Source organism: Haloarcula sp. H-GB5, assembly GCF_054850705.1.
In genome coordinates, this window is sequence record NZ_JBTWBG010000002.1 from 778848 (window position 1) to 797448 (window position 18601).

An 18601-nucleotide genomic window follows, 5' to 3' on the forward strand; every position below is an offset into this window, starting at 1 on the left:
CTGCCCTACACCTTATCGAGGTCGAGGTCGACGGCGTACCAGTCGAGCACGAGCAGGAAGACCGCGCCGACGGCACCAGCGGCGACGAACGCGATGAGCACGTCCGTGGAAAAACCCACTTTCTCCTGAACTTCCACGACGGGGGCGCGCAGCGCACCGACGACGAGTGCGACGAGGAAGGCCAGCGTGGCCCGGCGGTTGTAATCGAGCGCTCGACGGACGACGCGCGCGATGGTGAACAGCCCGACGAGCCCGCCGAGAATGAACGTCACGACCGGCACGGCGGTCGTAGTCACGTCTTCGGTTGGGCCGCCAGTAACGAGCGCGATGAGCGCGTCGACGAACTCGCTGAGGGCCGTTGACATGCGAGTGTACTGGCCGAGGATGATGAGCAACAGCGACCCCGAGATGCCGGGCAGAATCATCGCGCTGACGCCGACCATGCCGGCGAAAAAGACCAGTGCGAGACCGCCACCGTCTGCGGCGGCTGTCGACACACCGGACACGAAGAACGCGATCAGAAAGCCGACGACGCCGGCCCCTATCTGGAACGGGGAGTCTACTGTGAGGCTTCGCAGTAGCACTATCGCTGAGGCGGCGATGAGTCCGAAGAAGAACCCGAAGAGGAGTGCCGGCGTTTCCTGGCTGGCGATGTGGACGATGCGCGTTACGATGACGACGGCGGTGGCGACGCCGGCGACCAGCGCGAGGAGGAACCAGATATCTATTTCGAGGAGTTCGGAAAACGCGCCACGGACATCGACACCGCCGTCAACGGGAGCGAGCGCGCGAAAGAACCGAACTATCCGGCCCGGGGTGACGGCGGTGATCGCGGCGATAAGTCGCTCGTAGACGCCAGCAATAAGCGCGATCGTGCCCCCGGAAACACCGGGGACGCCGTCCGCACTGCCCATACAGAGGCCGATGAGAAACGTTCGAATCCACGCACGAAGCGGTGGCACCGAGCCCCGAATCGTCGACAGGTCGCTCGGGTCTCGGTCAGGATGGGTGGTCATCACTGAACGATTCCAGTATCACGCTGAAATCCCTTGTGGAGTTTCGTCCTGTCATGGAAGCATCACAACGGCGGAGTCGGGGCTGGACAGGCAGCCCGCAACAGTGTTAGCTCCGCTGGGATAGCGTGAGCACGCCGTTCCTGAGTGTCTTGGCTGCGTCGGCAGCCGGCAGGTCGATGTCGAACTCCGTTTGGAGGTGCGGGGCGTCGACGGCAACGATCGCTTCCGTTCCGATGACGTCGACTGTCACGTGGTCGTCGCTCACCTGTAGCGACTCGAGGTCGACGGCGACCGTCCAGCCGTCGTCGTGGTCGGTGTGCGAGACGTGTAGCGGCGACCGCTCAGTTTGTGCGTCCATTCGTCACCCGTGCGTATGTGTTACACACATAAAGCTCCACGTTCGGCGCGTGCCAAAGATAGCGGTGTGAGACAATCAGGCACTCTGTGCTTATAACGCCGGGCCGAGATAGCCCCACGCCTGCAGTCTGTCCCCGTCGCCGTCGATCCACCGTTCGCCGATGTCGTCACGGTAGTAGCGGTTCGGGATGAGGATGTCATCAATGCGCTCGTACGCCTGCTCCCGCGCCTCCTGCATCGTCTCGCCCTTCCCCGTGACGACCAGCGGCATCCCGCTTTCGCCGGCGACCCGCCACTGCCCGTCGACCCGCTTTGCGTCCTCGATGTGGATGCCATCGCGGCTATCCGATTCGAAGACAACCGCGGCGTTGCGGGAGTTCTCGTCGTAAGTCTCCTCGTCGTCGAACGGGAACGGCGGGAGGACGACCCGAACCGCGACCTGATACCCACGATGGACCGCCAGTTCGGGGTCGCGCCCATTTGCCAGGTCGAGGAAGAACTGGCCTGTCTCTGACTCGAACGACTCCTCTTGCAGCGTGATTGTGGGGTACCCGAACCGCGGCGTAAATTCCAGCGGATAGATGCCATCCTCATTGACGATGCAGTTGATGTCGATGCTGCCGACGTAGCCCTCGTCGGCGAGCCAGCCTTCCACCTTGCCGAGCGTCTCCGCGAACAGCTCGTTCCGGCCGGCCCAGAACATCGAAGTCCCCATCTCGCCGGTCGAGGGACCGATGTTGCCCGGGAACAGCTTCTTGTGCTCGAAGTTGAAGTTGATCGGTTCGACGAACGACTCGCCGTTGAAGAAGCCACAGACGGCGATTTCGACGCCCTCGACCTTTCGCTGCAGCTGGAAGCCTTTCATCCGGTGGCCCCACGCCTTCTTGTATGCCTTCAGCACGTCGACGATGTCGCTGCCGTCGTCCTCGTTGCCGACGTAGAGGAGCCGCTTGACGTTCTGGACTTCCCCCAGCGGTTTGATGACGTACGGAGCGGGATTTTCTTTGACGTGCTGGATGCCGGCGTCGAAGTCCTCGAAGACGTGATGCTCGATAGTGTTGACGCCGTGGTCTTCGAGGACCTCCATCGCGTAGCCGCGGTCCTCTTCGAGTGTGTCCGTGTTGGGTGTCCCGCCAACGACGGCGTGGCCTTCGGCCCGGAGTTCCTGTGCAATCTCGCCGGTGCCGATGTCGCTGCCGACCCAGATGTCGTCGAAGATGACGACATCGGCCCAGTCGAGGTCCCCCCGCCAGTCGTCGGTTTTGGGGACGAACCCGTCGGCGATCTCCTGATCGCTGTCGGCCTCGATGTAATAGCGAACGTCGTGTCCCTCCTCGGTGACCTGCCACGCAATGTCGCCGATGAGCGCTGCGTCCAGCGAACAGAAGAGGAAGTTTGCCATGGCACGTCTGCGAGTGGGCACGGGGTAAAAGTTGTCTGTCCTGGCGGCCGCAAGTCATTGCTATCGCGATGGCAGCGAACCGGCCAGTCATGCCCGGCTGCTCGATACCCACTGATATATTTAAATAAACCCACTTCCGTAAGCCGAACCGTTTTAGTCCCCATCTGTAAATCCCCACGTATGACACGCGACGAACTCGCGTCCGCGAGTGAACTGCTCGAATCGGCGGCCGAAGACACTGACAGCGACGAGGCGAGCGAACGCCTCGCCGAACTCGCTGACCAGCTCGATACCCTTGCGACCGCCGAACGCGGCCCGGACCACGGCCGGCTCGCCCGTATCCAGTCGGCGCTCAACGACCTGAGTAGCGGTGACGCAGAAGACGTGGCTGGTGCCATCGAAGACGCCGACGACGCGATCAACGAGTACCGGTCCGACCTCGAAGGGGTCTGAGGCGGCGCTCCTGCGCCAGCATAGCTTTCTGGTGACTTCTCGATACGTACAGACGGGTCTCGAACACGACAGGTCCCTATGACTCAGTCACGGTTTCCTCGTCGACCGGCTTGATTCGGTGTGTCGCGTCGTTGTGATCTTCCGGGGCTCGCAGGTGATACGTGACTTCACGCGGCTCCGTCTCGTCGACGTAGGGACTCTTTCCGTCGTGTTTGATGCGCTCCGTTTCCCCGGGCGCTAGGTCCCCGTCAAACCGGCCGACGGGTGCGTAGGCGACGCGCGGACCGGTTCGGTTGAGTGCGATTACGTACCGCCCAGCAGTGTCGCCCGTGTTCGTGACCGTTATTTCGAGCGTCGGCATGGCCGGCTCAGTAACGCGCTCCGGTCCGTCGAGAGTCACGTCGAATGACGGTAACGGCGCTTTGAGCCTGTTCTGAACTTCCTCCGGCGGCGTCCACTCCCCGCCCGGCCAGGACAGTCTGGCGTCGCTGGCTGAGCCGGTTGCCGGGAGATCGAAGACCAGCGGTCCACCGGTCTCGGTGAACTGCTTACCCCATTCACCGTCGCGATACAACCCGTTCCTCAACCTCTGTGGGCTGTACGTCGACCCGTCGAATCTGAGTGAAAACGCGGTGCGGTCTGTTCCCGAACCTTTGACAGCCGCTGTCAGCACGAGGAACTGGCCATCGGCTGACTGGACAGTGATCGAGTCGGTGCCGGGGACCACGGCGCCGGGCGTCACTGCGGCGTCCGTAACTGTCACCGCGGGCGGCGACCCAGTGTCGGTTTCGCTGATGCCTGGTGACGGCACTGGCGTCACTGTCCCGGTATCCTCGGTCTCTCCCTGACAGCCTGCACCGGTGATAGCCAGTCCGCAGAGCGCCAGAACGCGGCGGCGGTACATGGCTCTGCGTTACCCTGCCCCGGATAAATGCTTTCAGAACGCTCGGATTCAGTTTTGACCGACCGTTTCCAGTTCGGCCCGGAATAGACCTGTCTCCGTGACCTGGGAAGTCTGTGTCGCTGCGAAGGCAGGTGGTGTCAGATTAAATAACATCTTAATTAATGTTTGTGACTAACCAAAAGCTTTTGACAATTCCGTTGGTTTCAGTCAAACGTATATCAGGTTGGGGGATTGGGTGGCGGTACCTTCCCTACGTGGTGATATCAATGAGTAAATCAACGAACGGCCGAACGGCCCCCAAATCGATGCGTCACAAGCAAATACTCGACGTAGCGGCCGAGAACCCAGAGGCGTCCATCGCAGAGCTTGCGGCCGAAGTACCGAGCGCGACAGCGGAGTTGGTCGAGCGAGTTCTTGAGGAACACGGCGATCCGGCTGAGGCCGACGAGACCGAAACAGCCGACCAGTCACAGAGTGACCCGTCGACGGAGTCACAGTCGTATCCAGCCCCTGCGGACCTCTCGTCGACAGAACGTGAGACGATCCGCGCAATCCAGAAACACCCCACCGCGTCCCAACGAGACCTCGCGGAGAAGCTCGGCGTCACTGCCTCGACGGTGAGCAACCGCGTCAACGGGATCGACGGGTTCGACTGGGCGAACCGAGAAGCGTTCGCAAACGCCGTTTTCAGCGATGGAGAAGACGAATCTGCGACGATCTCGGACGAGGCAGAAACCCAGGCATCCGATACCCAATCGCCGGAGTCAACAGACAACCCCGACGGAGCCGACAGTCAAGCGTCAGGCCCTGATACTGCGCCCGCCGATGGCGACCGCTCGCCAACGGCGGTCGAGACAGCGGCCGGCGAAGTGAATACCACGCTGACTACGTTCCAGTCGACTGTCGAAGACCTCTCCGCACAGCTGGCCGAACTCGAAGGGCAGGTCGAAACCGTCGCCGACGGCGGCGGCTCGCCACAGCCGTTTCAGGACCCGGAGCTTGTCCACAAAGTCGTCCACGCGTGTATGGACTCCGACAAAATATCTGAGGAGGAAGAGCTCCGGATTCTGGATTCGCTGCTCTAGTTGTACTCACGCCATCGGTGGCCACAGTCCTGTCGTAGGGGGTTTGCTCTGAGCGGCAGTAATCGCCAGACTGCGTTGGGAGAATACCTAATTTAGTCTATACTTTAGGGCGATGGGCAAGACAACTGATACTGCGACCGACGAACCGCAGACGAACCAAGGAGAGAATGACCTTACCGATTTCCTCGCAGAAAAAGAGGTGGACCGCTAGAGGGGTTATAAATAATTTGAAGTCCCATACTTACCACTTAGAAGTATGGAAAGTAACACTCTTCTTCAGATGGCCCCATTGGTGCAAGGCCGATTACGTGACCAACGAAAGGAGATATGTGCAGGTTACGTTGAATGGGCTGTATTCTCAGAAGAATGCCCTACTGAGTTTGAAGTCGCTGATATTGCCGAAATATTAGAACAAGAGACTGGTGTTCGTTTTGATGAAATACAAATTATATCAGGGTTAGATCAGCTCACTGCTGATGATGATGATAATGATGAAGAAGAGGTGTATGTACGCCATTTAGAAGGCTATTCTTATAAACGAGTTAAACAAAAAGATCTTGACAACTCTGATGAGCTTATTGACGAGTGCTGGGACGAATTTAAACAGGTTCTAAATGAACATCCGAGAGATCTTGATACTCACTTTGTTGATAATAATCTCGAATCTGCGTTTATTAAATTTATTGATAAATACGTAGATAAACTTGAGGAGACGACAGAAATAGTTGATGAGGCTAATCAGGATGTAATCTACACGGCAGAATTCGTCGATTTGATTGATAATGTTGTTGCAGAAACGCGACTTGAACATCCTGGGGCATTTAAAGAAAGTTTAGTTAAATATCTCAAAGATCCGGGAGAGAATCTTAAGAAATTCGTGGGTACGGTTTATGTCGCAATCATCAATACGGATTTGTTAGAGAAAGATGACGATAGTATTGATATTCCTAACATACCTGAAGAAGAGAGGAAAATTTTCTTTGATTCTAACGTTATACAAGATTTATTGTGCGAATCCGATAACGAACATCCGCTAATTCGAAATGTAGTTGAGAGATCAAATGGATTAGATTTTGAATTATATTACTATCCAGAGACCGTTGATGATCTTCAACGCTCTATCGATGGTGCGATTAGAGAAATGAGTGGTTTGAAAGATTCAAATTATAGCTCTGAGACTTTTGAGAATCAGTTTTTGAAGGATTGGAATAGAAGATACAGAGAGCTAAGGAATAAGACAATGGAGTGGGGTGAATATCGATCGTATATACAAAGGTGGACTATAGAAGTTGAAGCCCAATATCAAATAGAACAGTTTGAAAAACCATTTGATTTATCTGAAGAAGTAGAATTTGCTAAAGATATAGTTGATAAAATAAACTCAAAACGAAATAAGCGACCAAAGAAGCCACCTGTCTTGCAACACGACGGTAGCATCTTAGCTAAAACCGTTGAATTGAGAAATGGTGTTGATGGGCGGCACAATATCGGCCCTCTATTGCTAACTTTAGATAACACAGTTACAAGAGCCGCTGATTTCGGATACCAAGAAGGAGAGTGGCCGGAGGGGATCGCGATTACGCCACGTGTTTGGTTTAATTACCTCTTGACATTCACCTCAGTTGAATTTGACACTTCTGAAGTGGGAGGAATTATTCTTGATGTTTCTGCAAATATTGACTCCCAACCAAGTATCGAGAATTATTCCAAGGCTTTAGAAGAAAAGGCCGGGCTTGAATCAAATAGTTCAGAATTGTTAGCTAAATATCTCCGATTTTCTGCTTATAGCGATGAAATTGAAAATTCGTTAAGGAGTGACGATGGCAGCGCCGACGAATGGGCTTTCAAAGCACTCAGAGATGAGGGAGCGATGGATGATTTTGTTGAACACAAAGAGCAGAAGAAGCGGATTCGGAAAATGGGCCAACGCATTCAGGACTTAGAAGAAGAAAAACAAAGACTACAAGAAGAAAAAGATAATACAACTGAAAAATACTATGTCGGTGGTTCAGCTGAGGCCTCCGCAAATGCCGCTGCTGTTGCCACATCTAAAGCTGAGATTCAACAAGAATTGTCTGATTTTATGCAACTATATTGGGAAATGGTTCCAGAGGAAGTACAGGAGGAAGTCCCAGCGCCTCCTGATAATACATCAAATTTGGAAGAATACCAGCAGTGGTTGGATACCGCACTCAGTACGATTAATGCCGCCGAATCGACCTTTGCAGGATTGGGAGCGGTAAGTCAATATGGGCAGCGAATATTAACCGAAATTCCACAGTTTTTGTAAAACCTCTGGAGTAGGATATGCGCTTTCCTCTATACCGTTTTTACCAGTAAATTTGCCTCCATAACTCCCACTCTAATATGATATTCTCATCTCATCGCCTCAGAATAAACAGAGAACTTACCGAGTCGCCGGAACCGGAAGATACCACGGCTGGAAAGTTCTCCCTCTTTTCAAAGGCGAAGACAGGCACACCACTCCTCTACGTACTCGGGCGTATCTCTGGTGTCCAAACGACATCGGAGTAGGGGAAGATTCACCCAAGCTCTTGTGGAAAGGCCGTTGTCGTTCCACGCTCCCGGTCAAGGTTTGCCTTACGTTCTTTCACAGCATTGGGGGGCTTCCACCTGTGACGAGTCGTGAGTTTGCACGGACACTGCCTCATCCAGAGGATGGTTCTCCTCGGTCGCGTCTTCAACGTGTTTGATGTGTCTCTTGACAGTGGGTAGAAATCCTCCGCCGATACGCCCGGTATCTAGAGGAAGGTATGGGCGTGAGAGTATGGGGTGTTTGCCTGTGGTACTCTGTCGTCTTCTTTTGGCGCGAGAAGTGACACACCGGCATAGCCGCCGTAGGCGTCAAGTGATTTCAGGATATTAAGCCTTTTTCCACGACGGTACGGAGGTAGAATCTTACAAAAGCACTCGCACCAGACGCGCTTATGCCGTCCTTCGTTCCAGAAGTCTCTATTTCGAGGACAAAAATAGACTTCGAGTAATCTCAAACGTCTTGTACAAAGCTAGAACCACAAGACGAAGAAGGGATTGCTAAGCTCAGTCGGTAATACTAATTCACCCGGAACCAACGCTTCGAGTGGACGCTACACCGATACAATCTTACCAAGGCACAAAACCACGAATCTGCCGAATACGGTGGCTTCAGGTATGTCTTAGTTGTACTCTCGCCACCGGTGGCCACAGTCCTGGCACTTGAAGAACCGCGTCGGCGGTTCGTCGGCTGACCCGGTCTGTTTGATCGTGTACCACGCTTTTCCGTGTCCGCATTCCTCACAGGTCACGTCGTCGGCCGTGGGCTTCCCCTCGAAGTTCGAGCCTTCTTCGGTCTCGATCAGTTCGTCGTCGCTCTGTTCGTCCGTGCTGACGAACGCCGCCGCGCGGTCCTCGTCTTTCGCGACCCGCGCGCCACAGGACTGACAGACCATCTCGTCACCATCGGCGTGCATCATCGAGCCACAGTCGTCGCAGAACTGCATACACGCTCGTCGAACACCGAAACAAAAAGCCGTTACTGCTCGTCCTCGATCTCGTGTTGCTCGGCGACGACCGGACAGTCCAGCAGTCGGACCGTCTCCATGTCCAGAAACTCCATGATCTCAGTTCCCTCGTTCGTGCAGTGTGCGTTCGGCGGTGCAGAGAAGTGTTCACACTGCTCGCAGTAGCGGTGTTTCGATACCTCTGCGTAACGGCTCTCGGGCGCGGTTTCACGTTCGTCGTCCTCAGCGATTTCTGCCCACACTTTGTCGGCGTCGATGTGGTCGACGTCGACCCGCTCGAACGCGCTCTCGCCACTCCCGAAGGGGTCCTCGCCGCGGTCGTCCATCCCCGAGAACGGGTCGTCCGGGTCGGGTGACGACCCGGAAAAGGGACTGTCCGATTCAGTCGCCGAATCCGAACGGAACTCTTCCGTGTCGACGGCCGAGAGCAGGTCGTCATCATCACCATCGGTTGCACTGGATCTCGTCTCGGACGCATCGTCGGCCGGTTCGTCGCTCGATTCGCTGCCTGGCCACCCGTCGTCGGGTGGCCGGCGTGGCTCTGCCGAGCCGTCCGCGTCGTCAGGTTCCGAACCGAGTCGCTCGAACGGGTCGCCCTCGCGGTCCTCCGCGGGGTCAAGCTCGTCGAAGGGGTCTCGGTCGTCGTCACTCATTGGTCTTGCCCGATTCAAGCTGTGCTGCGGCCACTAGCCGCGCCTTCGAGCGGATAATGCCGCCCTCGGGCCGCACATCCGACACTGTCGTGTTGCAGTGTGGACACTGGGGTTCGGTCAGTAGTCCGATCTCGACCTGTTCGTCACAGTTCGAACATCGTGCCGTCGAGATGTTCTCCTGTGCCGCGGCGCGTTTCAGCCGGTCGACCGCTTTCTGGTTCTGGTCCCGGCCGCCCTGGTCGTCGCGGAGGTCGCTGACGACCCAGGCGACGCGGGTGAGTTTGTCTTCGACATCGTCGAGACGGGCGTCGATGTCGGTGACTCGCTCGTCCTGTGTTTCGAGCGAGTCGGTCACCTCACCTCGCAGCGCGGCGAGTTCCGTCTCTATCTCTTCAATCTCTCGTGAGAGTGTCTCGATGCGGTCGAACTCCTCATGGCTGTGGTCGGCTGGCGCTTTCGCGTCGGCCTCCCGTTTGACCTGCACGACGCGTTCGCGGACGTCGTCGATCTTCGTCTGAAAGTCCGCTTCCAGCGCGTCGAACCGGTCGGAAAGCTGGCGTTCCACCGTGTCGACGATATCGGGGAGATGGGAACTGACAGCGCTCTCGGTCGCTGCTTCGACTGAGCCGTTCAGCTTCTCGTCCACGGTCGCGGCGACGACGGCATCTAGTTCGTCTGCCGACGGCTGGAGCAGGTCATCTATCTCGTCGTCCGAGTCAGCTGCCGTCATATATGCGGCCAACAGTTGCTCCATGACGGCGTCGCGAGGCACGCCGAGCGTCTCGGCCTGCTCGGTCAGCCACTCGTCTAGATCTGCAGATAGCTCGACGTACACTCCTCCGTCATCAGTCGACTCGGAGGACATTACGACACCCTTGACGAACAAGACTGATAAGGGTTTACCGCCGATTTCAGATACCGAGAGTGGAAGCGACCACTCAGCACCGCTCTCGTTGTTCTCTGTCGACAGCTACTGCCAGTTGTCCCGCCGACTATCGCTATCGAATCTTGCGCACGTCGCTGATATCGAAGCCGGCCTCGCCAAGTTCCGTCTCGAACTGGACGATGTCCTCGTCCTCGATCTGTGAGAGGACGCCGCGGAACTGCTGGACCACGAGGGTCCGGGCCCGGGTGGAACCGCCGGATTCCCACGCGAACTCCATTGTGCCGTGGGAGGCATCGACGAGCTGTCCGTGTTGTACCGACGACAGCGTCTCTGGATTGACGTGTAAGAGGATGAGGCCACCCCACTGGTGGGCCGCCTTCTGGATCCCCTGAACGAGCGAGCTGATGTCCGACCAGCTGACTTCCTCGTCCGTCGCGCTGACGAGGTCCGACAGCGAGTCGATGACGACAAGGTTGCCTGCCGACACCTCGTTCAGAACCATGCCCAGCGTCCCGAGCAGGTCCTCTCGCTCGTGACGCGCCCGGAGGTCGGTAATCGACGCGGTTTCGCTGGCGTACCAGTCCCGTGGCACCGGACTAATGTGGAAGTACCGCTCCGAGAGGTCGTGAAACTCGACCGCCTCGCTCCCTTTGTCGACCACGTCGTCGTCCATCGCCAGCCGCATCTCGCTGACCAGTTGCGACTCGTTCGCGGTAAATGAGATGTAATGAACTTCTTCTGGGGCGACGGCGTCGGCCGAGAGGTCGCCGTAGTAGAGGTCGTGCAGCTCGCCGTCTACCTTCCCGAGCCCGTTGATGAGTGCGCTCGTATGCATGAACTCCCGAGAGCCAGCGCCGGCCTCGCCGGAGAGCAGGACGACGCTCCCGGCGGGCGCTCCACCGTTGATGATGGAGTCGAGCTGGCGGATTCCGAACGGGATTCGATCCATACGTCCACCTACCTACGCGGTTGCTTAAACGCTTGGCCTGTCTCGGCGGTCGTGCTCAGCGGAGCGACAGCGAGTCGCCAGGGCGTCACCGCCAGACGGCACGGCCGAGCCGGGTTTCTGAGAGGTCGAAGTCGAAGCGGTCCGTCCAGAGGAGGCCGGCCCCCAGCAGCGCGGCCAGGCCGACAGGCATCCAGTTCGCGTAAAAGAGGTTGATACCGCCCCACAGCAGGACGAAGCTCACTAGATCATCGAGCATGAACGGACAGTCCCGGAGTCGCTGACGGAGCCCTGCACGGTCGAACCCGAAGTCGAACAGCAGGACGGCGACCGAGCCCGACAGGAGCCAGCCGGCGTAGTTCTGCCACGGGACGCCGTAGAACTGCGGCATCTCGTAGATCCAGAAGCCGATGGCCACAGCACCCGGATCGAGTACGAGATCGACGAGCATGACCGTCGCCAGCGTCGCCAGCAGCCGAACCGCGGTTGACGCCGCCCTGTTGCCGAGCAACAGCAGGACGAGCAGGTAGGCGTTCAGGACCAGTGGGAAGAAGAAGACCGGGAGCCCGAACGGTACCTCACCGAGCAACATCGGGCCGAGATCGACACCGTAGCTAAATTCGCCGTAGGGCAACCCAGTCCTGACGCCGACGAGTTCGATGCCGTACGAGTAGAGCGTCAGCGCGACCAGCGCAAGCCCGGCACGGCGGTCCACGAGCGGGAAGACGCCGGCCGCCAGCGGAAGCCGCATCACGAACGTCCCGAACAGGACGAAGTAGGGGTTGAACGCGAGCGGATCGGGCAGGAGTCCCTCGGCGCTTGCAAGCAAGGTCACCGCGCCAACGAGTGGGAAGACGACAGCGATGGTAAACCGGTTCTCGGTGACGAACTGGTCGAACTGCGCGGTCGCGTCGGTCCTTGTTTCCGGCAGCTGAACTCCCGCCAGCGTCCGTCCTTCGCCGCTACCCATACAGCATCACCCACAGCGCGATGAGCGTGAACACCATGCCGACGATGGTGTTGATCGCCGGATACCACCAGTACGCCTCGTCGATATCGACGCCGACGCCGAGAATTCCAAAGACGAGGCCGGGGTAGACGAGCAGTAGCAGGCCGAACACCCAGTGCGTGAAGTTGAACGCGAACGATGCCATGAGCCAGCACATCACGCAGTAGTAGTAGGTGTTCGACTCGCCTAGGAACGTCGCGGTTGTCTGAATGCCGGCCTCGCGGTCGGGTTCGATGTCGGGAATTGCCGAGAAGGTGTGCATCCCCATCGCCCAGAGCCACGCGCCAACCACCGCCGTTGCTGGCGGGGCCACCCCTTCGATAGCGGCGTAGCCAATGACACCGGGCAGAATGTACAGGCCGTTCGAAATGGAGTCGAGGAACGGTGTCGTCTTGAACCGCAGCGGCGGAGCCGAGTACTCGATGGAGAGCCCAATCCAGGCGAGCAGGGCCACAACCCCGAGCGTCGGCAATCCGAGGATGAACAGTAACGCGAGCGCACCGCTGGCGACGACGATGGCTGTGACGGCGCTGTCCCCGCGGTAGCTGACCTCACGGCCCTCGTCTTTCTTGGGATTGTGTTCGTCGATGTCGGCGTCGAAGATGTCGTTGACGCCGTAGAGGAACACGTTTCCGGGGATGGTGAAGTACAGAAACAGCGCGATAGCCAGCGGCGAGAACAGCTCTCCCGGGCTGTCGGCCGCATAGCTGACGCCGACGATGACCGGGCCACCGAGGTAGAGCCAGAACCGCGGACGGGAGAGCCGCAACAGGTAGCCCACGAGCGTCTCCTCCGGCGGGATAACGGCGGTGAGACGGTCGGTCGGGAGTTCTGGCATTACTCAGGCGGTGTCTTCGATGAGCGCCTCTGCGGTGTGTTCGCCGCTGATGAGACACATCGGCACGCCAATGCCGGGCGTTGTGAACGACCCCGTGAAGTAGAGCCCGTCGACGGCCGACGAGCGGTTGTTGGGCCGCAACAGGGCCGTCTGGCGGAGTGTGTGTGCCAGACCGAGGGCTGTGCCCTCCGTGGCGTTGTATCGCTCGCCGAAGTCGGAGACGGCGAACTGCTTCTCGTAGACGATGCGGTCGCGCAGGTCGACGCCGGTGTTGTCGGCGATGTCGGCAAGCACTTTCTCGCGGTACTCCTCGCGGATCTCGTCGCCGTCGTGCAGGCCCGGTGCGATAGGGACCAGAACGAACAGGTTCGAGTGCCCATCGGGGGCGACGGTGTCGTCGGTCTTCGAGGGTACACAGAGGTAGTACGCCGGATCGTCGGGCCACGCCGGCTCCTCGAAGATGTCGTCGAAGTGGGGGTCCCAGTCCGTCGGCAGGACGAGCGTGTGGTGTTTCAGGGGCTCCACGTCGCCCTCGACGCCCATGTACATGAGGAAGGCCGACGGTGCGTACGTCTTGTCCTCCCAGTAGTCGTCGTCGTACTGGCGTTCGTGGTCAGGAAGGAGTTCCCGTTCGGCGTGGCCGTAGTCGGCGTTGACGACCACTTCGTCGGGGTGGGTCGTGTCGCCGTAGACTGTCTCCACGAGGAATCCATCCTTCCGCCGGGAAATCTCGTCGACTTCGGCGTCGGTCTCGTAGGTGACACCGAGTTCTTCGCCGAGTTCGACGAGGCCGTCGACGACTGCACCGACGCCGCCGTCGGGGTAGTAGACACCGAGGTTGAAGTCGACGTGGCTCATCATGTTGTACAGCGCTGGCGTCGTCCGGGGCGAGCCGCCGAGGAAGACGAGCGTGTACTGCATGATCTGCTGGAGCTTCGGGTGCTCGAAGTAGTCCTCGACGTGGCTCTGCATCGTGCCGATGAGCTGGAGGCCGACCGGCGCGGCGGTCATCACGTCGAGATCGACCCAGTCGCGAAGCTTCGAGCGGTCCTCGTAGACGAACTTGTTCATCGCCGTCTCGTAGTGACGTTCGCTGGTCGACAGATACTCCTCGAACGCCTCGCCCGCGCCGGGCTCGTACTCCTCGAACTTCTCTTGCATCTCGTCGTTGTCGCCGGTCACGTCGATCTGGTCGCCGTCCTTGAAGAAGATGCGGTAGTGCGGGTCGAGCCGCTGGAGGTCGTAGTAGTCGCGGGGCTCCTTGCCGAAGTACGCGAAGAAGCGCTCGAACACGTCGGGCATCAGGTACCACGACGGACCCATGTCGAACCGGAACCCGTCGACCTCCAGCCGGGACGCACGGCCCCCGAGCTGCTCGTTTTTCTCCAGTAGCGAGACGTTCGCACCTGCATCCGCAAGGTAGCACGCAGCGGAGAGCCCACCGATACCGCCACCGACAACGGTCACGTCTTCACCGGACAAGTCACTCATTACTAGTATTGAGGGGCTGGAACGTCAATAAATGAGCGGCCAAACTGCATCGGTATGACACTCGTGGCCATATGTCGGGACACCGAGCGGCTCAGTGGGAGACGTATATGGGCATGGGGAACAGACTGACACGTATGGAACCTGACCTTGCAGCACTGGACGCATATCTCGATGACGCCGGCGTCGATGGCTACCTCCTTGACGCGGATTCCGAGGTGTCAGACCAGTACTATCTCTCGGGTTTCGACGCGCCGGACCCGTTCATCACGCTATACGATGGTGACACGCATCTCCTCTTCCCACGGAGTCTTGAGTTCGGTCGCGCAAAGCGCGAGTCGCGGGCCGAGACTGTCGAACGATACGTCGATTTCGACCATCAGCGGAAAGTCGAGGAGTACGGCCCGGACGAGGCGGTCTCGCACGTTCTCGCGGACTTCCTCGCAGCCTATGACGTAGACAGCGTGGCCGTGCCGCCGCGGTTCCCGCTCCGGACCGCGGACGGTCTGCGGGCACGCGGCGTTGACGTGACGGCGGACACCGACGGCATCGTCACGGAAATCCGGGCGACGAAAACCGAGACAGAAGTCGACCACATCCGGACGGCACAGCGGGCCAACGAAGCGGCGATGGCGGCGGCCGAATCCTTGCTCGAAGCGTCGATGATTGTTGCCGACGACACGCTCGAATTCGACGGCGAGACGCTGACGAGCGAGCGAGTGAAAGAGGAGATCGAGGTGACGCTGCTCCGGCACGGCTGTTCACTGGACGAAACCATCGTCGCCTGCGGGGCGGACGCTGCGGACCCTCACGACTCTGGGAGCGGGCCGCTCGTCGCCCACGAGCCGATTATCATCGACATCTTCCCGCAGGACAAGGCGACGAAGTACCACGCCGACATGACGCGGACGTTCGTGAAAGGCGAGCCAAGCGAGACGATACGTGAGTGGTACGACCTCACTGAGCGCGCGATGGAGGCCGCGTTCGACGCGCTTGAACCCGGCGCGACTGGTGAAGACGTACACGACGCCGTGTGCGATGTGTACGAGGACGCCGGCGAGCCGACACTGCGTGACGACGAGCGAACTGAGACGGGGTTCATCCACAGCACTGGCCACGGCGTCGGGCTGGATGTCCACGAGCTGCCACAGCTGTCACCGAGCGGCGGCGAACTCGAACCGGGGCACATCGTCACTATCGAGCCCGGCCTCTACGACCCTGATGTCGGTGGAGTCAGAATCGAAGACATCGCCGTCGTCACCGCCGACGGCTACGAGAACCTGACCGAGTACGAGATCCAGTTCGTCGTCTAAGCTAGCCGAAGAGGCCCGAAAGTCGTAGCAGAAGTCTCATTTTGGCCATCGGTTCCAGATGTGCTATCCCTTATCAATACACTTGTTACCATGCACCAGCATTTTCCGCACCTTCATCATGAACATTTATTATGGATGGGTCGAAAGGTGGTGATACCTAATGCTTGTATCCGACGTACGCCCCGCACGCCGACCCGACACCGAACCGCCCACAAACCACAGACGACGGCCGACACGACCCCCAGGATGACAACACGAATCACGACCCCCCGAAACGACGACTCGTACCCGACAACCACGCTGCCCTTCGACGACGCGGACGACCAGTCCCGGTCCCGCCGTGCGCCGAAGATGTTCTCGCCGACCAATCACGCCACGATGGGCCAGTTCGACACTGAGGCCACGGACCCGCGCTGAACTGGGACACAACGCATATCCCGACGGCACGCCTCCATGCCGACATGTCCGATTACACCACAGTATCGATTCCGAAGGACCTCGCGGAGCGCGTCGAAGAGACGATCGAAGGGACGAGTTTCTCCAGTACGTCCGACCTCGTTCGGTTCCTGCTTCGGAGTATCGTCGTCGAACACCAGCGGGAAGGGGAACTGACCGAAGCGCAGTTTCAGGACATCACCGACCAGTTGCGGGACCTGGGCTATCTGGAGTAGTCGGGTCGCTACTGCGGATACTTTTCCGGCGGTTCGACGTCGAGAACGGTGATTTCCTGCGCCTGTCCGGCTCTATCGAAGGCCCCGAAGGCGTCGAGATCCCACGGCGGGATGCCGACGAAGACCACCTCGTGCAGGTCATCAGTCTTGCTGACTCCCATGTATCCGTCGGGATGGGAGACGAACCGGCCCTGCGTCTGGCCGGCCGGCGTCCCCAGATCGACGCCAAACACTGCATTCACTGAGGCCCCCGCTGACGGGAGATAGAAATCAGTGAATACCGGCGTCTCGTCCGGTAGATCCGCATCAGGAAGCTCCTCTGCAGGCGTGACGGCCAGCGAAATCGTCACGTCATCAGGTTCGGCCTCGCTGGCGAGCCGTAACAGCGTTTCGACGAGTCCGCGTGTGACGTAGACCACGCCATACTTTCGCACGGCCCGGGTAAAACGGCGTCGTTTGACCCGATTTAGCCGAGCACGAGCGACTTGAGGTTCTTCGCATACAGCCCCGGTGTCCGGCCGCGGGACCCGCGAAGTGCGTAGGCGATGGCCTCGGCAGCGTCTTCCATCACGCCCTCACCGTGTCCGACCAGGACTCGCTCGGGATTGAGGCGGCTGAGCTTCTTGGGCGGGAACAGACGCAACATCGGATGGACGCCGAGGCGTTCGTCGCCGGCGAGGAAGTAGTCCGCCGCCCCGACCGCCTCGGGGACGACGAGCGTGTCGTCTTCGTCGCCATACAGCGCGGCTTCTTGCCAGAATCCGTTGTTGATAATCTTGTGAACGCCGTAGTCCGTGCCCGGCAGTTGTTGGTGCATGCGTTCGACCGGTGCATCGATATCTTCTTCGACACCTGACATCCAGTCGGGGATATACACCGACGCGTCGTGTCGGTTCGCAACGGCGGCGCTGTCGCGTTTGTGCCGATCCAGCAGGATGATGACACCGGCGACCTCGCCGAACTCGGCGAACAGGTCGTCGATACCGTCGACGTCTATCGGGTCGACGACGAACACGCCGGCCTCCGTCTTGAGGACGTGGCTCGCCCGGACCATCATTTCGTCGGGGTACGGAATGTAGCTCACGCCGCGCTCCCAGCGATTCGTCTCCAGCCACTCTGTCGCTTCGTCCTGACCTTTCATTGGCATACGCTTCCGTACGAGCCTGACGGGAATAAATGGTCGAGAACGGGAAACACGCGTGCTGGGGTTGTTTCGCCCTCGAAACGGCGTCCACAGCGGCTTTGTCGGTGGCGGTCGAAGCGCCGATATGCTCTCATCGCCCGCGTGGCTCACGCTAGAGGTGAAGTATCCCGACCGTGCGACGGCGTTTTACGAGGCCTTTCTGGAACTCGACGTACTTTCAGAGGGGACAGACGAGGCTGTGCTCGCGGCCGGCGACACCGAGATCAGACTCCGCGCGCCGGGGGCGGTTCCGCGCGGTGGGCTCCACACACACTATGCGCTCACGATTCCCGAGCGGGAGTACGACGACTGGTACGACCGACTGGACGAGCGCTTCGACTTGGTCGAACACTCTTTCGGGGATGTTCGCTCGCTGTATTTCTACGATCCGCAGGGTAACTGTGTGGAACTCGGTGAGCGGGCGGTCGACGGCACTGGCGTCACGAGCCTGTTCGAACTCGTCCTCGAAGTCGAGGACCTCTCCTCGGCAGTGGAGTTCTACACTACCCTTGGGTTCGAACTAGTTGACGACGGCCGCGACGAAGGCCGGGTCAGGCTGTCGACCGGCGACCTCGATCTGGAACTGTGGTCACCACGGCTCGGCATTGCCGACGCCCGCGGCGGCGTCCATGTGGACTTCGGCGTCGTCGCCGACGACCCGAAATCGACGGCCAGGGAGGTCGCTGACGACGCCTTCTCGGTCACCTCCGTCGACGAGGGCGTGCGAATCCGGGATCCGGACGGCCATTACCTGACGCTGGTTTCTGCGTAAGCGGCCACCGTTCTCCGTGCCACCCGGACGGATATAATGACCTCCCCCTGTACTAGTAGCCGTATAGGCCCCTCATAGGTAGGTTCTTTTCGTATCGAGAGCCA

General features: G+C 59.1%; 20 protein-coding genes. 7 read left to right on the plus strand and 13 right to left on the minus strand.

Annotated elements, in window-relative coordinates; genetic code table 11:
- Window positions 1-5: 5 nt before the first annotated feature.
- The 3 genes from ACYJ11_RS12000 to ACYJ11_RS12010 form a co-directional block, all read right to left on the minus strand.
- Window positions 6-1016, minus strand: a complete 1011-nt coding sequence (locus ACYJ11_RS12000) for a DUF368 domain-containing protein (protein ID WP_461647941.1) — start codon at window positions 1014-1016, stop codon at window positions 6-8.
- 106 nt (window positions 1017-1122) lie between these two features.
- The gene (locus ACYJ11_RS12005) at window positions 1123-1374 is read right to left on the minus strand and encodes a DUF7127 family protein (protein WP_170098057.1); all 252 of its coding nucleotides are present in this window, start codon (window positions 1372-1374) and stop codon (window positions 1123-1125) included.
- Between the two features lie 90 nt (window positions 1375-1464).
- Window positions 1465-2775 carry a phosphoribosylamine--glycine ligase gene (locus ACYJ11_RS12010; protein WP_461647942.1) on the minus strand — a complete coding sequence of 437 codons (1311 nt, stop codon included), beginning with the start codon at window positions 2773-2775 and terminating at the stop codon, window positions 1465-1467.
- A 180-nt stretch (window positions 2776-2955) separates the two neighbouring features.
- Here ACYJ11_RS12010 and ACYJ11_RS12015 point away from each other — a divergent pair, with 180 nt between their 5' ends.
- Complete coding sequence (locus ACYJ11_RS12015) at window positions 2956-3228, plus strand: DUF7553 family protein (protein WP_170098055.1); 273 nt, start codon at window positions 2956-2958, stop codon at window positions 3226-3228.
- A gap of 76 nt (window positions 3229-3304) precedes the next feature.
- Here ACYJ11_RS12015 and ACYJ11_RS12020 read toward each other — a convergent pair whose 3' ends face one another.
- Window positions 3305-4132, minus strand: coding sequence for a hypothetical protein (locus ACYJ11_RS12020; protein WP_461647943.1), 828 nt, complete (start codon window positions 4130-4132; stop codon window positions 3305-3307).
- A 305-nt stretch (window positions 4133-4437) separates the two neighbouring features.
- Here ACYJ11_RS12020 and ACYJ11_RS12025 point away from each other — a divergent pair, with 305 nt between their 5' ends.
- Together ACYJ11_RS12025 and ACYJ11_RS12030 are read left to right on the plus strand one after the other, a co-directional pair.
- The gene (locus ACYJ11_RS12025; protein WP_461648436.1) at window positions 4438-5217 is read left to right on the plus strand and encodes a winged helix-turn-helix domain-containing protein; all 780 of its coding nucleotides are present in this window, start codon (window positions 4438-4440) and stop codon (window positions 5215-5217) included.
- 256 nt (window positions 5218-5473) lie between these two features.
- Window positions 5474-7507 carry a hypothetical protein gene (locus ACYJ11_RS12030; RefSeq protein WP_461647944.1) on the plus strand — a complete coding sequence of 678 codons (2034 nt, stop codon included), beginning with the start codon at window positions 5474-5476 and terminating at the stop codon, window positions 7505-7507.
- Between the two features lie 886 nt (window positions 7508-8393).
- Here the strand turns inward: ACYJ11_RS12030 and ACYJ11_RS12035 are convergent.
- The 7 genes from ACYJ11_RS12035 to crtD all read right to left on the minus strand — a co-directional run bounded on the left by ACYJ11_RS12035 (window position 8394) and on the right by crtD (window position 14561).
- On the minus strand, window positions 8394-8717 hold the full coding sequence (locus ACYJ11_RS12035; protein ID WP_005535209.1) for a transcription factor S: 324 nt from the start codon (window positions 8715-8717) through the stop codon (window positions 8394-8396).
- Between the two features lie 32 nt (window positions 8718-8749).
- A complete protein-coding gene (locus ACYJ11_RS12040; RefSeq protein WP_461647945.1) occupies window positions 8750-9391 on the minus strand; it encodes a hypothetical protein in 642 nt (213 codons plus the stop codon).
- Window positions 9384-10256, minus strand: coding sequence for a hypothetical protein (locus ACYJ11_RS12045; RefSeq protein WP_461647946.1), 873 nt, complete (start codon window positions 10254-10256; stop codon window positions 9384-9386). The genes ACYJ11_RS12040 and ACYJ11_RS12045 overlap by 8 nt, the downstream gene beginning before the upstream one ends.
- Before the next feature lie 133 nt (window positions 10257-10389).
- Complete coding sequence (locus ACYJ11_RS12050; RefSeq protein WP_461647947.1) at window positions 10390-11226, minus strand: RAD55 family ATPase; 837 nt, start codon at window positions 11224-11226, stop codon at window positions 10390-10392.
- A gap of 85 nt (window positions 11227-11311) precedes the next feature.
- On the minus strand, window positions 11312-12193 hold the full coding sequence (cruF, locus tag ACYJ11_RS12055) for a bisanhydrobacterioruberin hydratase (protein WP_461647948.1): 882 nt from the start codon (window positions 12191-12193) through the stop codon (window positions 11312-11314).
- On the minus strand, window positions 12186-13070 hold the full coding sequence (locus ACYJ11_RS12060) for a prenyltransferase (protein ID WP_461647949.1): 885 nt from the start codon (window positions 13068-13070) through the stop codon (window positions 12186-12188). The genes cruF and ACYJ11_RS12060 overlap by 8 nt, the downstream gene beginning before the upstream one ends.
- A gap of 3 nt (window positions 13071-13073) precedes the next feature.
- A complete protein-coding gene (gene crtD / locus ACYJ11_RS12065) occupies window positions 13074-14561 on the minus strand; it encodes a carotenoid 3,4-desaturase (protein ID WP_461647950.1) in 1488 nt (495 codons plus the stop codon).
- Between the two features lie 134 nt (window positions 14562-14695).
- On the opposite strand from crtD, the gene ACYJ11_RS12070 reads away from it, so the two are divergent.
- The 3 genes from ACYJ11_RS12070 (at window position 14696) to ACYJ11_RS12080 (ending at window position 16542) form a co-directional block, all read left to right on the plus strand.
- A complete protein-coding gene (locus tag ACYJ11_RS12070) occupies window positions 14696-15871 on the plus strand; it encodes a M24 family metallopeptidase (RefSeq protein ID WP_461647951.1) in 1176 nt (391 codons plus the stop codon).
- A 246-nt stretch (window positions 15872-16117) separates the two neighbouring features.
- Window positions 16118-16288, plus strand: coding sequence for a hypothetical protein (locus tag ACYJ11_RS12075; RefSeq protein ID WP_188976337.1), 171 nt, complete (start codon window positions 16118-16120; stop codon window positions 16286-16288).
- Window positions 16289-16332: 44 nt separating this feature from the next.
- A complete protein-coding gene (locus ACYJ11_RS12080) occupies window positions 16333-16542 on the plus strand; it encodes a ribbon-helix-helix domain-containing protein (RefSeq protein ID WP_004515598.1) in 210 nt (69 codons plus the stop codon).
- Window positions 16543-16550: 8 nt separating this feature from the next.
- Here ACYJ11_RS12080 and ACYJ11_RS12085 read toward each other — a convergent pair whose 3' ends face one another.
- Together ACYJ11_RS12085 and ACYJ11_RS12090 are read right to left on the minus strand one after the other, a co-directional pair.
- Window positions 16551-16961, minus strand: a complete 411-nt coding sequence (locus ACYJ11_RS12085; RefSeq protein ID WP_461647952.1) for a hypothetical protein — start codon at window positions 16959-16961, stop codon at window positions 16551-16553.
- 47 nt (window positions 16962-17008) lie between these two features.
- Window positions 17009-17689: a hypothetical protein gene (locus ACYJ11_RS12090; RefSeq protein ID WP_421641492.1), complete on the minus strand. Its 681-nt coding sequence runs from the start codon at window positions 17687-17689 to the stop codon at window positions 17009-17011.
- Window positions 17690-17810: 121 nt separating this feature from the next.
- On the opposite strand from ACYJ11_RS12090, the gene ACYJ11_RS12095 reads away from it, so the two are divergent.
- Window positions 17811-18497 (plus strand): VOC family protein, encoded by a 687-nt coding sequence (locus ACYJ11_RS12095; RefSeq protein ID WP_461647953.1) that lies wholly within the window; start codon window positions 17811-17813, stop codon window positions 18495-18497.
- The last annotated feature ends 104 nt before the right edge of the window (window positions 18498-18601 follow it).